At 63.0% G+C, this 14,254-nt stretch carries 16 protein-coding genes and 1 tRNA gene; 7 read left to right on the top strand and 10 right to left on the bottom strand.

All coding sequences use genetic code 11. The annotated features are described in order from the left end of the window. The first annotated feature begins 9 nt into the window (after positions 1–9). Positions 10–801, top strand: a complete 792-nt coding sequence (locus tag BMY84_RS08155) for an AIM24 family protein (protein WP_093082896.1) — start codon at positions 10–12, stop codon at positions 799–801. A 153-nt stretch (positions 802–954) separates the two neighbouring features. Here BMY84_RS08155 and BMY84_RS08150 read toward each other — a convergent pair whose 3' ends face one another. From BMY84_RS08150 to BMY84_RS08140, 3 genes are all read right to left on the bottom strand, one after another. Beyond that, on the bottom strand, positions 955–1,374 hold the full coding sequence (locus BMY84_RS08150) for a hypothetical protein (RefSeq protein ID WP_256215155.1): 420 nt from the start codon (positions 1,372–1,374) through the stop codon (positions 955–957). Between the two features lie 86 nt (positions 1,375–1,460). Next, positions 1,461–2,237 (bottom strand): toxic anion resistance protein, encoded by a 777-nt coding sequence (locus tag BMY84_RS08145; RefSeq protein ID WP_143075008.1) that lies wholly within the window; start codon positions 2,235–2,237, stop codon positions 1,461–1,463. Between the two features lie 208 nt (positions 2,238–2,445). Continuing rightward, positions 2,446–2,519: transfer RNA gene (locus BMY84_RS08140), tRNA-Gly, on the bottom strand. 124 nt (positions 2,520–2,643) lie between these two features. Between BMY84_RS08140 and BMY84_RS08135 the strand changes: the two genes are divergently transcribed. Beyond that, a complete protein-coding gene (locus BMY84_RS08135; RefSeq protein ID WP_093083394.1) occupies positions 2,644–3,780 on the top strand; it encodes a hypothetical protein in 1,137 nt (378 codons plus the stop codon). Here BMY84_RS08135 and BMY84_RS08130 read toward each other — a convergent pair whose 3' ends face one another. Then, positions 3,781–4,689 carry a sugar kinase gene (locus BMY84_RS08130; RefSeq protein ID WP_093082891.1) on the bottom strand — a complete coding sequence of 303 codons (909 nt, stop codon included), beginning with the start codon at positions 4,687–4,689 and terminating at the stop codon, positions 3,781–3,783. Between the two features lie 178 nt (positions 4,690–4,867). Here BMY84_RS08130 and BMY84_RS08125 point away from each other — a divergent pair, with 178 nt between their 5' ends. From BMY84_RS08125 to BMY84_RS08115, 3 genes are all read left to right on the top strand, one after another. Beyond that, a complete protein-coding gene (locus tag BMY84_RS08125; protein WP_093082889.1) occupies positions 4,868–6,835 on the top strand; it encodes a hybrid sensor histidine kinase/response regulator in 1,968 nt (655 codons plus the stop codon). A gap of 127 nt (positions 6,836–6,962) precedes the next feature. Continuing rightward, positions 6,963–7,877, top strand: coding sequence for an alpha/beta fold hydrolase (locus tag BMY84_RS08120; protein ID WP_093082886.1), 915 nt, complete (start codon positions 6,963–6,965; stop codon positions 7,875–7,877). Positions 7,878–7,961: 84 nt separating this feature from the next. Further along, positions 7,962–9,020, top strand: a complete 1,059-nt coding sequence (locus tag BMY84_RS08115; RefSeq protein ID WP_093082883.1) for a hypothetical protein — start codon at positions 7,962–7,964, stop codon at positions 9,018–9,020. 14 nt (positions 9,021–9,034) lie between these two features. Here BMY84_RS08115 and BMY84_RS08110 read toward each other — a convergent pair whose 3' ends face one another. Beyond that, complete coding sequence (locus BMY84_RS08110) at positions 9,035–9,373, bottom strand: DUF2794 domain-containing protein (protein WP_093082880.1); 339 nt, start codon at positions 9,371–9,373, stop codon at positions 9,035–9,037. After that, complete coding sequence (epsC, locus tag BMY84_RS08105; protein WP_093082878.1) at positions 9,373–10,089, bottom strand: serine O-acetyltransferase EpsC; 717 nt, start codon at positions 10,087–10,089, stop codon at positions 9,373–9,375. The genes BMY84_RS08110 and epsC overlap by 1 nt, the downstream gene beginning before the upstream one ends. Before the next feature lie 171 nt (positions 10,090–10,260). On the opposite strand from epsC, the gene BMY84_RS08100 reads away from it, so the two are divergent. Together BMY84_RS08100 and BMY84_RS08095 are read left to right on the top strand one after the other, a co-directional pair. After that, positions 10,261–11,034 carry a sulfite exporter TauE/SafE family protein gene (locus tag BMY84_RS08100; RefSeq protein ID WP_093082875.1) on the top strand — a complete coding sequence of 258 codons (774 nt, stop codon included), beginning with the start codon at positions 10,261–10,263 and terminating at the stop codon, positions 11,032–11,034. Positions 11,035–11,073: 39 nt separating this feature from the next. Next, positions 11,074–12,003, top strand: coding sequence for a hydrogen peroxide-inducible genes activator (locus tag BMY84_RS08095; RefSeq protein ID WP_093082872.1), 930 nt, complete (start codon positions 11,074–11,076; stop codon positions 12,001–12,003). A 99-nt stretch (positions 12,004–12,102) separates the two neighbouring features. Here BMY84_RS08095 and BMY84_RS29020 read toward each other — a convergent pair whose 3' ends face one another. From BMY84_RS29020 to pgsA, 4 genes are all read right to left on the bottom strand, one after another. Beyond that, entirely contained in the window at positions 12,103–12,498 is a 396-nt protein-coding gene (locus tag BMY84_RS29020) for a hypothetical protein (protein ID WP_143075007.1), read from the bottom strand. Positions 12,499–12,885: 387 nt separating this feature from the next. Then, entirely contained in the window at positions 12,886–13,329 is a 444-nt protein-coding gene (locus BMY84_RS08085) for a molybdenum cofactor biosynthesis protein MoaE (RefSeq protein WP_093082867.1), read from the bottom strand. Beyond that, complete coding sequence (locus BMY84_RS08080; RefSeq protein ID WP_093083392.1) at positions 13,326–13,580, bottom strand: MoaD/ThiS family protein; 255 nt, start codon at positions 13,578–13,580, stop codon at positions 13,326–13,328. The genes BMY84_RS08085 and BMY84_RS08080 overlap by 4 nt, the downstream gene beginning before the upstream one ends. Positions 13,581–13,595: 15 nt before the next feature. Next, on the bottom strand, positions 13,596–14,159 hold the full coding sequence (pgsA, locus tag BMY84_RS08075) for a CDP-diacylglycerol--glycerol-3-phosphate 3-phosphatidyltransferase (protein WP_093083391.1): 564 nt from the start codon (positions 14,157–14,159) through the stop codon (positions 13,596–13,598). Positions 14,160–14,254 lie beyond the last annotated feature (95 nt).

Genomic DNA, 14,254 nt, shown 5'->3' with positions numbered 1-14,254 from the left:
GAGGCAGGGATGAGCGCCTATCGCAGCAAGATCGATGAGCAGGCCAGCGCCGGGGTTCGCTTCGAACTCTATGAATTTGCGCGTAAGAGCCACATATTGGGCGGGCCAGTCCATGTCCCCAATCCGACACCGAACGGCACCGCCGCCACCATCCATCTTCATGCGCCCCATGGCGTGACCGCGCGACAAGTGCGCATCATGCTGGATGGCGGCGCGGCGCTGCTGGAGCCGGGCGCGCTGCAATATGCGCATGGCAAGCTACAGGTCGAGGTGCAGAAGAATGCCGGCGCCGGTGGTTTCCTGAAGCGGGCGATCACCTCCGCCGGGACCGGAGAAAGCGCCTTTGCCACGCGCTATTCGGGATGGGGGGAGGTCTGGACCGAAGCCACGACCAAATATTTCATCCTCGCCTCCATGGAAGGCCCCGATGATTCGCTGATCCTGGACGATGGCGCCTTCTACGCCTGCGACGCCAATATCGAACTGTCGACGCATATTCACCGGTCGGTGCAGGGCATCTTGTCGGGCAACGGCCTGATGCAGCCCAAGCTGACCGGTCGGGGCGCCTTCGTGGTCGAAGCGCCGGTGCCGGTCGAAGAGATCGAAGTGGTCGAACTGGACGGTCAGAAGGAACTGATCGTCGATGGCGACCTGATGCTGATGTTTTCGGCCGGGCTTCAGGTGGAATTGCGGCCGCTGGTACGTGGCCTGCGCAATGCGATGCGCAGCGGCGAAGGGCTGGTCTATATGTTCCGGGGACGTGGGACGGTGTGGCTGACACCGACGGTTCGGCTGGGCTGATAGTTTGTTTGGAAATGCGCGAAAGAGCGCATTTCAAGAACCGCACCGGCCCTCACCCCCAACCGACCGCCCAACAGGGTACCATATCTGGGTGGTCGGGTGGGGGTGAGGGCCGGTGCGGATGCGCCATAGGCGCATTTCCAAACAAACCGATCAGCGCAGCGGATCATCCTCGCCATAGCGGTGATCGATGAAGCGCAGATTGTCGGCGAAACTGTCGAGATCCTCCTGAGCCAGCGAGCGCGACAGGGTCTCAAGCCGGGCGATCATCTTTTCGAACCCCTGATTGAGATTATAGCTGGCCGAGCGCCCCGTCTGACGGAAAATCTCTGCCCGGTGCGACGCCGGAATATCGGCATAGCTGGCGATCAGGCGCGGCAAATGGCTGTCGCGCATCTGGCGCACCTCCGTCAGCGCGGACACCATCAGCCCGTCATCCTGCGTCCGCGCCTCGATATCGGCGATCAGCGACAACATCCGCGCCACCAGCGGACGCGACGCATCTGGCAGGCGCGGATCATCCGACGCTATGCTGGGTGCTGCGGGCTCTTGCTCTACCCGTGCAGGGGGCATGGGCGCGGCCCTTCCCCCCATCCAACCCGTCAATTTGTCCAGAAAACCAGCCACGCAGCTATCCTAGGCGAGGGGAAAGCGCAGCGCTAGAGGGCGCGCGTCGACATGTGTGCAGCCTCAATGGCCCGGCGCACCTGATCGACCGCATCGGCCACAGCCCGATCGACGTCCCGGTCGGCCGCCCCCGCCCCGCGCGCAGCGTCCATCGTGCGATCCAGCGCATCAGCCTGTTGCAACAGGTCGCGACTGCCATCGACCGCCTGCCGCGCCGCCATGGCGGTCCGCAACGCAGCCACGCTGGTTTCACGCGCCCGATCGATCGCCTGCCCCAAGGCCCGCTGCCCGTCCGACACCAGTTGCAGCGCCAGCACGCCCTGCCGCGTCACCGCCAACTGGGTCAGCACATCCTGCTCCCGCGCCAGCAATCGGGGGGCGATGCCATCGCGCAAAAACCCCGCCCGCGCCGGTTGATCCCCCGCCAGTTCCCGCGCCGCCGCCTCGATCGCCGCAACGCAGGCGTGGATCAGTTGAACCGCCTCCTCCAGACCGGCTTCGCTATCCTGCAATCTGGCCCGATCGGTTTCGATCACGATCAGGCCATGCGCGACATTGTCCCGCTCCCGCTCCAGCTTTGCCACCAGCGCATTGAGATCGGGCCTGTCAGGGCGCACTGCCTGCGCCCGGCCGAAAATGCGCAGCCGCCGACGCGGCGGTTCGGCTGGTGCATAGGCCTCAGCCAGTTTCTGCAATTCATGCAACACGCCATCGGCCGAAGCCGACATGGCCGTCCCCCGGTCCAGACGCTCGGCGGCCTGCGCAGCGGCGCGGATGGACCCGCGCCCCAAGGCATCGACGGACGACAAGGCCTCCGCCTCGCTGGACCCCAACCATTGCCGCAAAAGCTGTCGCGCGGCCGGCCTGACATCCTGTTGCTTGCGCGAACCGTTCACAAATTCCACAACCCCGATCAGATCTGATGCCTGCTTCTTAGCGAAAATGGCAGGCGCAACTCAAGCCGGGACACAGACCAGTTATGGTCGATCCGCTATTGAACAGCTATTTCCGGGGAGTTGGAGCGGGTGAGGGGAATCGAACCCCCGTCGTCAGCTTGGGAAGCTGCTGCTCTACCATTGAGCTACACCCGCATCGTGGAGCGTCCATGGCATAGCGCCCCGAACGGGTCAACGGCCCCATTTCAGGTCGATGAAGACCGCGCCCTTTTTATCAAGGATTGACCCGCCCCGCCGGATCACGGATCAGCCAGCGATCATGCCTATTGCCCCCACTCCCAACGCGCCCGTGCGGCGTGCGCTCGTCGCGACCAATCACCTCAAAAATATCGCCGGGTCAGAAGTGGTTGCGCTGGAAATGACAGATCATCTTCACCGGTCGGGCTATGCCGTGACCGTCTATGCCAGCATCGCCGAACCGCCCATGTCCTTGCTGATCGCCGATGCCGGGGGCCATATCATCACCGACCCGGCGCTGATCCGCCCCTTCACCTTCGATGCCCTCTATGCCCAGCATCAGCTTCTGGGCCTGTTCGACTATGCGCCTTCACAGGAAGACCGGAAAGCGACGCTGATCCTGCTCGGTCGCCTGTCGCGCAAATCCTATATGGAAAGCGGCGGCTGGCTGCATGACCGGTTGCTGGCCGACATGATACTCGCCAATAGCGAGATGACGGCGGGCCATTTGCAGGAAATCGGCCAGACCGGCCCGATCCATTGCTTCCACAATGCGGCGCCCGCCGCCTTCTTCGCGCCTGCTCGCGCGCTGCCGACCCGCCCTGCCCGCATCCTGACCATCAGCAGCCATCGCGACCCCGATCTTATGGGCGCGCTCCATCTGTTGCGACAGACATGCAGCGTTCAGCATATCGGCCGCAGCGGCGACAAAGAGGAACTGGTGACGCCGGCCATGATCGCACAGGCGGATCTGGTGATCTCCATCGGCAAGAGCATTCCCTATGCCCTCGCGGGCCGCACGCCCGTCTATGTCTATGATCATTTCGGCGGGCCGGGCTATCTGCACGAAGGCAATCGCGATGCAGCGGCCCGCTTCAATTTCACCGGTCGCTGTCAGGAGCGCCGCTTGTCCGCCGCATCGCTCGCGGCCGAAATTCTGGACAATTATGCGACCGGTGTCGCCTTCGCCCATTCCACGCCGGATGCATGGCTGACGCGCTATCTGCTGCCGCACCATCTGGAACAGGCGTTGGCCGTCCCGCCGCAAAGCAACGCCGCCCGCCGGGCGCAGATGGCGGCCGAGCCTTTCCTTGTGCAGGAACGGATGCTGGCCACCCATATCCATGCCAATGTGCTGAAACAGCGCCGACTGGAGCGCCAGATTCGCACCTTGAAACAGGATTTGAACCGCTCGGCCGCAGTCCTGCAACCGGCCTGATCAGTAAGGCGCGTCGGCATCCTTGGCGGGGATGGCGCCGCGCCGTCCGATATTCCACCCGGCGAGGCGATGGCCGGCCAGTGCGGCATCCGCCACGCTCGCGCCCGCCAACCGGGCATGGAGATAGCCGCCGTTGAAGGCATCCCCCGCACCGCTCGAATCGATAACCGCCAGCTTCTGCGGGATCGGCACGACCACGCCCTCGACCATGCAGCCGTCGCCGCCCAGCTTCACCACAATCTCCCGGCCCTCGCCAGCGCCCCAGCGGGCCGCTGCATCCGCCGCGTCATCCGCCTCGCCCATCTCGACTTCATCCGCCAGCGTCGGCAAGCCGATGTCGCAGAGCGCGATGGCCCGGTCGCGCCAGTGACAGGCGGTGGCGGCATCGCTCCACAGGCGGGGACGATAATTACCGTCGAAAGCGACCTTGCCACCCCGCTCCTTCACCTGCCTCGCCAGTGCCAGCAAGGCCTCCCGCCCCGCATCGGGCAGGATGGCAAGGGTGATCAACGAGAAATAGAGCAGGTCCGATTGCGCCGCCTGCGCGACCATGACCGGGCTTTCGGGCAGGTCGAACATGCGTCGCGCGGCCGCTTCGCTGCGCCAATAATGGAAGCTGCGTTCCCCTGTCGCATCGGTTTCGATCGCATAGAGGCCGGGAAGCTGTCCCTGCACCGCGATCAACAGACTGGTATCGACGCCTTCGGCTTCCCACTGGCTGCGCAACTGCGCGCTCATCGGGTCCGCGCCCAGCGCACTGGCAAGGCGCACATGATCCCCCGAACGCGCCAGATGGACGGCTGTATTGATGACGTCACCGCCATAACGCAGGTTCCAGCCGTCGCCTTCGCCACGGCTCAATTCCAGCATCGCTTCCCCAATGACCGTGATCGTCGCCTTTTCCACCATGCCATCCTGTCCTAAGTCTGGCGTCGTGGTGGGCAGCGCGGCGATTCAAGTCAAGACCCTGACCGACACGCCAGGGACTGGAAATGTCATCAACAGGGCCTATCGTGGAACGTTCGTTGCCATACCGTGTTTTGCCACAGGCAAAGGACGCCGTAGGGGCGGCGCAACCGGGGACTCCATGATCACTGCCTCTCTTGAACAGGCCAGCAACCGTTTCGAACTGCTTGTGCAGAGCGTGACCGATTATGCCATCTTCATGCTCGATCCGGGTGGCGTCGTCATCAGTTGGAACGCAGGCGCGCGCCGCTTCAAGGGATATGAGGCGGACGAGATTATCGGTCAGCATTTTTCCCGCTTCTATACGCCGGAGGATCAGGCCAGCGGCACTCCCGCGCTCGCACTGTACACAGCGGACCATGACGGCCGGTTCGAGGCGGAAGGCTGGCGCGTTCGCAAGGACGGGTCGCAATTCTGGGCCAATGTGGTCATCGATCCCATTCGCGATCCGGCGGGCCATCTGCTGGGCTTTGCCAAGGTCACCCGCGACCTGACCGAGCGGCGCAAAACGCAGGAAGCCCTGCGGGAAAGCGAAGAACGGTTTCGCCTGCTGGTGCAGAGCGTCACCGATTATGCCATCTACATGCTCGATCCGGTCGGTACGGTGACAAGCTGGAATCCCGGTGCGGAACGCGCCAAGGGCTATCGCGCCGACGAGATAATGGGCCAGAATTTCTCCCGCTTCTACAGCGAGGAAGACCGGCTGGCCGGCCTGCCCTCCCGCGCGCTGCACACCGCCGAACGCGAAGGCCGGTTCGAGGCGGAAGGATGGCGCATCCGCAAGGACGGGTCGCGCTTCTGGGCCAATGTCGTGATCGATCCTATCCGCGATCCACACGGGCGGCTGCTGGGCTTTGCCAAGATCACCCGCGACCTGACCGAGCGGCGCGAAACGCAAAAGGCGCTGGACGAAGCGCGCGACGCGATCGTCCAGACGCAGAAAATGGAAGCGATCGGCAAGCTGACCGGCGGCGTCGCGCATGACTTCAACAATCTGCTGGCGGTTATCGTCGGCAGTCTGGATCTGGCGCGGCAGCGGCTCGCCCATGGCGGCGATATTTCCCGCTATCTGGACAATGCGATGACCGCGGCGGATCGCGGCGCGACCCTGACCCAGCGGATGCTGGCCTTTGCCCGCAAGCAGGAATTGAAGTTGCAGGGCGTCGATTGCATCGCGCTGGTGCAGGGCATGGCGGAATTGCTGCGCACCACGCTGGGCACGACGGCCAGCATCGAAACCCATTTCCCCCTGACGCTGCGCACGGCCCATGCCGATCCGGCGCAACTGGAACTGGCCTTGCTCAATCTGGCGGTGAACGCGCGGGACGCCATGCCGGGTGGCGGGAAGATCATCATCGACGCCGCCGAAATCGCCGTGGTTTCAGGCGAACGGCCCGATCTCACCGAAGGCGGCTATATCCGCCTATCCGTGACCGACGATGGCGAAGGCATGGACGCCGCCACGATCGAGCGGGCGCGCGAACCCTTTTTCACGACCAAGGGCGTCGGCAAGGGAACGGGGCTGGGTCTGTCGATGGTCCATGGCTTTGCCCAGCAATGCGGCGGATCGCTGACCATCTCCAGCGAGCCGGGCCATGGCACAACCGTATCCTTGTGGTTGCCGGTGGCGCAGGGCGACAGCGACCTGAGCGCCCCCACTCAGCCGATCGAAGAGATGATCGGCGAAAATGCGCCGCTGGTGATATTGGCGGTCGATGATGATGATCTGGTGCTGATGAACACGGCGGGCATGCTGGAGGAACTGGGGCACACCGTGTTTCAGGCGTCGTCGGCGCAGGAAGCGCTGCACATGCTGGAACGCGGCACGGTCGATCTGGTGGTGACGGACCATGCCATGCCGGGCATGACCGGCGCGCAACTGGCCGATTCGATCGAGCAGTTGCGGCCCGGCCTGCCGGTCATCATCATCACCGGCTTTGCCGAACTGCCGCCGCATGTTTCCGGCCGGTTGCGGCTCGACAAACCGTTCCGGCAAGCCGACCTCGCAAGGGCCATTGGCTCGATCCATCATAGCATATCGCGCCGTCCCGCAGAGGAAACAACCAATATTGCGCTTTCTGATCGTTGAATTCATTTTCGAACTGTGCGATTGAAATAATTATAAAGATAGGATTTTAATCGCTCCTTGCTTGCAAGGGCGACAGACATCGCCAAAGGGGAGGTCATCGACTTTCGTCTCTAGCTTGCAGGATCGCATGGATATTCCGACCGTGCCTACGCCCACGTCGCATTTCTTCACGTCGTTGCGCACGCGGCTTCATTATCTCGACTGGGGCAATCCATCCGCGCCCACGCTGATCCTGCTGCATGGCGGGTTCGACCATGCGCGCAGTTGGGACTGGACGGCGCGGGCGCTGGCGCGCGACTATCATGTGATCGCACCCGATCTGCGCGGCCATGGCGACAGCGCCTGGTCGCCCGACGGTTCCTATATGATGAGCAATTTCGTCTATGATCTGGCACAGTTGGTCGATCTGCTGGATCGATCGCCGGTGACGATCGTGGGCCATTCGCTCGGCGGGGCGATCAGCCTTCGCTATGCCGGCCTCTTCCCCGAAAAGCTGCGCCGGATCGTCGCCATCGAAGGCCTCGGCCTGTCGCCCGAACGTGTCCGGCAGCAAGCCGAGCAGGAGACGACCGACGTCTGGCGCCAGTGGATTGCGGGACGACGCGCCAGCGCCGGGCGCACGCCGCGCCGCTACCCTACGATCGAAGCCGCCGTTGGTCGCATGCGGGAACGCAATGAACATCTGTCGGTGGAACAGGCGCTGCATCTGACCGCCCACGGCGTCAACCGCAATGAAGATGGCAGCTATGGCTGGAAATTCGATCCCTATCTGAATGCCCAGACGCCGCAGGCCGGAACCGACAGTGACCTCCCCGCCTTCTGGTCGCAGATCAGTTGCCCCACCCTCCTCTGCCTCGGCAAGGATAGCTGGGCATCCAACCCGGTCCGCGACGGCCGCATCCGCCATTTCCAGAATGCCCGACTGGTCGAGTTCACCGATGCCGGCCACTGGCTGCACCATGACCAGTTCGACCATTTCATCACCGAAGTGCGCGGTTTTCTTCAGGAAGAAAGCAGCCTGGCAGACCGCGTCGCCCGCTGAGCGCACAGTCAGCGCACCACTGTATTGATAATATAATACAGTGGTGCTATTCTGCGATCCTGGACAGTTCCGGGAGCAGGACCGATGTATAGCGAGAGCGATCTTCAGGATGCGGTGACGGCGGGCGTCATTCCCGCCACGGCCGCACAGGCGTTGCGCGATCATGTGGCGCAATTGCGCGCCAGTCCGGTCGTGGATGAAGAACATTTTCGGCTGCTCACCGGCTTCAACGACATCTTCGTCGCCATCGCCAGCATCATCCTGCTGGTCGCAGTCGGCTGGCTCGGCAACAGCTTCCGGCTGGGCGCGTCAGCGCATGAACCCGTTTTCATGTCGGGCCTGCTGGTCGCGGCGGCCAGTTGGGGTCTGGCCGAATATTTCACCCGCCGACGCCGCATGGCCCTTCCGTCCATCCTGCTGCTGGCGGGCTTCGTGGGCGGCACCGGCTTTGCGCTGTCCGCGCTGGCGATCCGCATCTTCCCCCATGCCGGCGACAGTCTGGCGTCGCTGATCTTCTCCGGCGTTGCGGCGATGAGCGGCCTTGCCGCCTTCGCCCACTGGCGCCGCTTCCACGTGCCGATCACCGTGGCAGCCGGCTCTGCCGCCGCCGCCGGAGTGATTGCCGGCCTCATCATGGCGGCCGCCCCGGATAGCAAGACCCTGCCCTTCCTGCTGCTGCTGGGATCGGGGCTGGCGATCTTTGCCCTCGCCATGTGGTGGGACATGAGTGATCGCGCCCGGACCACCCGCCGGTCCGACGTCGCCTTCTGGCTCCATCTGGCCGCCGCGCCGATGATCGCCCATGCGCTGTTCCACCTGCTCGGCGTATTGAACGGGGACGAGATCAGCGTCGGCCGGGCGATATTGGTCATCGCGCTCTATGTCGCCTTCGGTCTGGTCGCGCTGGCGATCGACCGGCGGGCGCTGCTGGTGTCCAGTCTCGCTTATGTGCTGTTCGCGCTCTATGCCCTGTTCAAACAGGCCGGCGCCGTCGAACTGTCCTGGGCGCTGACCAGTCTGGTGATCGGCTCCGCCCTGCTGCTGCTATCAGCCCTATGGCACCATGCCCGCGCGCTGATCGTCCATGGCCTGCCGCCGATGGTGACGGATCGCCTGCCCTATCTGGACCGGGCGACCGTCTGACCATCAGCGGTCGCTCAATTCTCGACGATGCGCAGCAATTTCCGTTCGACCGGCGCAAGCACGCCCTGCAATTCCTGACCGCGTTTCAGCACCTGGCCGTTTTCACCAACCAATGCCCACATACCCTGCCGGTGACGCAGCGCAGGGCGCTTTTCGATACGATATTCGGGACGCTCGGCACTCCGGCGAAAGGCGCTGAAGATCGCGGCTTCCCGCCCCATGTCCATCGCATAGTCGCGCCAGTGACCGGCCGACACCATGCGCCCGTACAAGTCCATGATCCGCTGCAATTCCAGTCGGTCGAAACCGACCTGACCCGCACCGTTAACAGGAAACGGCGTCACATTGGTCATCAGGCCCGGCCGCGCTCCTTGAACAGCGCGCCGTCATCGCCCGGCAGGACCGGCGTCTGCCGTTCGGCCATCAATTCGGCGAGGCGCTTCTGCAATTGCTCGACTTCGCACTGGAGCATTTCCAGCTTCTGCTTTTCCGGGTCGAAACAATCGCTGCACGGCGTGCCATAGGGCAGGAAGTCGCGCTGATAGGCGGTAACGTCCACCAGCATCGGTCGCGCGGGGATGCCGACCATGGTCGCCGCTTCGGCCACATCCTTGGTCACGACGGCATTGGCGCCGACCCGCGCGCGCGGGCCGACCTGGATCGGTCCCAGCACCTGCGCGCCCGAACCGACGATCACGCCGTCATGCAGAGTCGGATGCCGCTTGCCGGCGATGCCATTGGCCGGATCGGTACCGCCCAGCGTGACATTCTGATACAGGGTGACGTCGTCGCCAATCTCCGCCGTCTCGCCGATCACGGTAAAGCCATGGTCGATGAAGAAGCGCTTGCCGATCTTCGCGCCGGGATGAATGTCATTCCCGGTCAGGAAGCGCGACATATGGTTGACTGCACGGGCGAGGAAAAACAGATCGGACCGATACAGTCGATGCGCCACGCGGTGGAAGGCCAGCGACCAGACGCCGGGATAGAGCAGGATTTCGGCGCGGGATCGCGGCGCAGGATCACGGGCTTTAACCGAATCCAGATAAGCAATGAGGTTGCGCACCATCCTGACGTCCCTGACCGTTTCCCAACATCTTATGAGCAACGCATATAAGCGAACCGGTCGCCTATTTCCAGATGTTGGCCCAATCAGCCTTTAAGGCAACAAATAGAAACTTGCTTGGCGGCCAGATATATTCCAATCATGAAGGTAGACAATGTCACCAAGGGGTAATGGATGATCGACACTTTCGTCGCCAATTTTGACGACATCTGGCCTTTCATCCTGGTCGGTTTCGGGGCACAGATCATCGACGGTGCGCTGGGCATGGCCTATGGCGTGATCTCCAGCACGCTCCTGCTGACGCTCGGCGTACCGCCCAGCCGTGCCTCCGCCAGCGTCCATGTCGCTGAAACCTTTACCACCGGCGTATCGGCGATCAGTCACATCCTGCACCGCAATGTCGACTGGAAACTATTTGCCAAACTCATCATCCCCGGCGTGATCGGTGGCGTAACCGGTGCCTATATCCTGTCCAACATCGATGGCGCGGTCATCAAGCCGTTCGTTCAGGCCTATCTGGCGGCGATCGGCCTCTATCTGATCTGGCGCGGATTTCATCTGCCGCCCAAGCCGCGCGATCCCAAATGGGTGACGCCACTGGGCCTGATCGGCGGCTTCATGGATGCGTCGGGCGGCGGCGGCTGGGGTCCGGTCGTGACATCCAACCTGCTGATCCAGGGGGCCAGTCCGCGCCATACGATCGGCACGGTCAATACGGTGGAATTCATCCTGACCACTGCGATCAGCCTGACCTTCATCTTCCATCTGGGCTGGGAAACCTTCACCACCTACACGCTGGGCCTGCTGGTCGGTGGCGTGGTCGCCGCCCCCTTCGGCGCCATGCTGGCCCGCCATGTCGCGCCGCGCCTGCTGTTCACGGCGGTCGGCATCATCCTGACGCTGACATCGCTGTTCGGGGTCGCCAAATATCTTGGATATATCGGATGAGACGCTTATATCCGGCTTTCTGATCGAGGAAGCCGATAAATGTCCAGTTACCTGCCAACGCTCAAGCAACTCCAATATCTGGTGGCGCTGAAGGAACAGGGCCATTTCGGCAAGGCCGCCGACAGTTGCTTCGTCACCCAGTCGACCCTGTCGGCGGGCATCCGCGAACTGGAGTCGCTGATCGGCGTCACGCTGGTCGAGCGAACCCGGCGCGTGGTGCGCTTCACGGCGCTGGGCGACCGGATCGTGGAAAAGGCGCACCGCGTCCTGCGCGAGGCGGAGGAACTGGCGGCGATCGCCGAAGCTTCCGGCAAGCCGCTGACCGGCGAATTGCGCATGAGCGTGATCCCGACCATCGCTCCCTTCCTGCTGCCCCGCCTACTGCCCCGGCTGCGCGCCGAACGGCCCGAACTCAAACTCTATCTACGCGAGGAGACGAGCCAGGCGGCGATCGAATCGTTGCGCCACGGCAATGTCGATTGCGTGCTGCTGGCTCTACCCTTTCCGATGGGCGACATGGACAGCGAAATCCTGTTTCAGGACCGGCTCTATGTCGCCTTTCCCAAGGACGAACCGAGCAACCCGCCCGAATGGATCAAGCCGGGCATGATCGATGAAAGCAAGCTGCTGCTACTGGAAGACGGCCATTGCCTGAAGGACCATGCACTGGCGGCGTGCAACCGGCCGGAGTTGCGGGCCAGCGCGACGATGATGGGCACGTCGCTGCACACGCTGATCCAGATGGTCGACAATGGGCTGGGCGTGACGATGATCCCGGAAATGGCGATCGCTGGCGGCATATTGGAGCATACCAAGATCATCGCACGACCGCTGGAATCGGAACGCTCCTCCCGCGATATCGCGCTGGTCTGGCGCCGCAACAGCCCGCGCGAAAAGGAATTCCACATGCTGGCCGAAATTTTGCGCGATGCGGCGGCGATGAGTTGCCGGTTGCCCGAAGCAGCGTGAGGCGTGGGGCGGTTCGCTACTGTTGGGTCAGGTTTAACGGCAAAAATGGGTGGGGAACGGAAGGGCGGCTTTACTAGCGGCAGTTGGTTGCGCCCCCGCTTAGAAATCGACCAGCTTTGCGGAACGGCAAACCCGGAGAATCTGTGCTTTTCCGGCTTTGAAAGCCGCATGGTTGTGCATCAGTGCAAATTTCACGGCGGATTTCTGTCTCTCGCGTTCTTCCCGTGACCGAAGCACGCCCTCATTATCATTCGCATCTGGCAATGGCAGGAAGAGAGCCTGCGCCTCCTTTGCCAATACAGGGTTGCCACCTATCTGGTAATAGGCCGTCAACGGGTCGCAATCCAATAAGCCGGGAGTTCGATATGCTGGGGTGGCTCCATTACTCTCATGAGAATAGAGAGTGACGCGTTCGTCGGCATTATCTGCCTTTTCGGGTTTGCTGGAACAGGCTCCCGATGCAATCAAGGCTAAAGGCATAAGGTAGCGGAGCATTGACAACATCCGTTCGTTCGAGAGGAAATTACCTGACAGAGCGGTAAATTACGGATGTTAAATGGCAGCTAATGGTCGCTACCGGCCACCTTCCCAGTTCGTCATGCTGAACTTGTTTCAGCATCCATCGTGCAGCCGCATGCTGTCGCTCCAAGAGGAGGAATGGACCCTGAAACAAGTTCAGGGTGACGGCACGGAGAAGTCCGCCTTTGGTCAAAACCCGCCCGACCGGTTCCTGTCCTACAGACCCCAAATCGGCTACCGCATCACCTGCTCTTTCCATTGTCGATGCCTGTCGCCGCCCTGCGCTCGTCAAAGGTGACATAAGGTGACAAAAACACGCGCGTTTTGCGGTTCTTTTGTCCCTTTACGGTGGGAATCAGGCGATCAACCGCCCCACCCCTTCGCCTTCGCCTCATCCTCTGCGCGCGCTTCGACCCACGCGGTTGCGCCGTCGCCGAAATGCTCTTTCTTCCAGAAGGGTGCGTGCGATTTCAACCAGTCGATCAGGAAGGCGCAGCTTTCCAGCGCGGCGGTGCGATGGCGCGATGCCGTGCCGACGAAGACGATGCGCGCGCCCGGTTCCAGCCGCCCGAAGCGATGGATGACGCTGACGCCCAGCAGCGGCCAGCGGGCCAGCGCATCCTCCACGATCCGGTCGACCTGCGCCTGCGTCATCGCCGGATAATGTTCCAGTTCCAGCGCGGTGAGGCCGCCCTCCCCACGCACCACGCCGGTAAAGCTCGCCACGCCGCCGCCGCCCAGCGCCTCCAGCGCCGCCAGTTCGGCGGCAATGTCGAAGTCCTGCGACTGGATCGAAACCCGCTTCATCCGCCCGTCACCGGCGGAAACAGGGCCAGTTCCCGCGCCTCGCCGATCACGGCCTCCAGCGGCACGAACCGCTGGTCGAGTGCGGCGCGCAATTTGGTGGAATCACCCAGCGCCTGCGCATAGCCGCCGCCCCGCGCCGCCAGTGCCGCGACCAGATCGGCAACCGTCATGTCGGGGGACGGACGATCGATCCGCTCATCATCTCGGCCCACGCCTTCACGCACCCAGGCGAAATAGACGATGGTCAGCATGGGCGCGGCCATGGATCAGTCCATATGCTTGATGCCGACACGCAGATAATCCCATCCGGTGATCAGCGTCAGAATGGCGGCGGCCCAGAGCGTGATGATGCCCACCAACTGGACGAAGGCGAAATGCGGCACCGCACCGGCCAGGATCAGCGCGCCCAGCGCGATGATCTGAAATGTCGTCTTCCACTTGGCCAGCCGCGACACCGGCACCGACACCTGCAAACCGGCGAGGAATTCGCGCAGGCCCGACACCGCGATCTCGCGCAGCAGGATGATCATCGCGGCGATGATATGCATCCCCGCAATGTCGCGGGTCGCCGCCAGCATCAGGATTACCGCCCCGACCATGATCTTGTCGGCAATGGGATCAAGGAAGATGCCCAGTTTCGACACCGCGCCCTGCGCGCGGGCCAGATAGCCGTCGAAATAATCGGTGATGCCCATCAGACAATAGAGGCCGAAGGCAAAGGCATAGCCGGTCGTCCAGCGCGCACCGACCTCCGCAGGCCACAGCAAAGCGACCAGCAAGGGTACTGTCAGGATGCGCGAAAGCGTCAGCAAATTGGGCAGCGTCAGCATTCGGGCGACCTGCCACAGACTGGGACGCGGCACAAGCGAGGCCATGCAGGTTGGCAGCATGCAGGCGCTTGGTATTGGACAGGGACGCCGCCACC

This window comes from Sphingobium sp. AP50, assembly GCF_900109095.1.
In the GTDB taxonomy this organism is placed as follows: Bacteria; Pseudomonadota; Alphaproteobacteria; order Sphingomonadales; family Sphingomonadaceae; genus Sphingobium.
The sequence above is the reverse complement of the archived record's forward strand: the minus strand, read 5'-3'. Positions and strand labels throughout refer to the sequence as shown.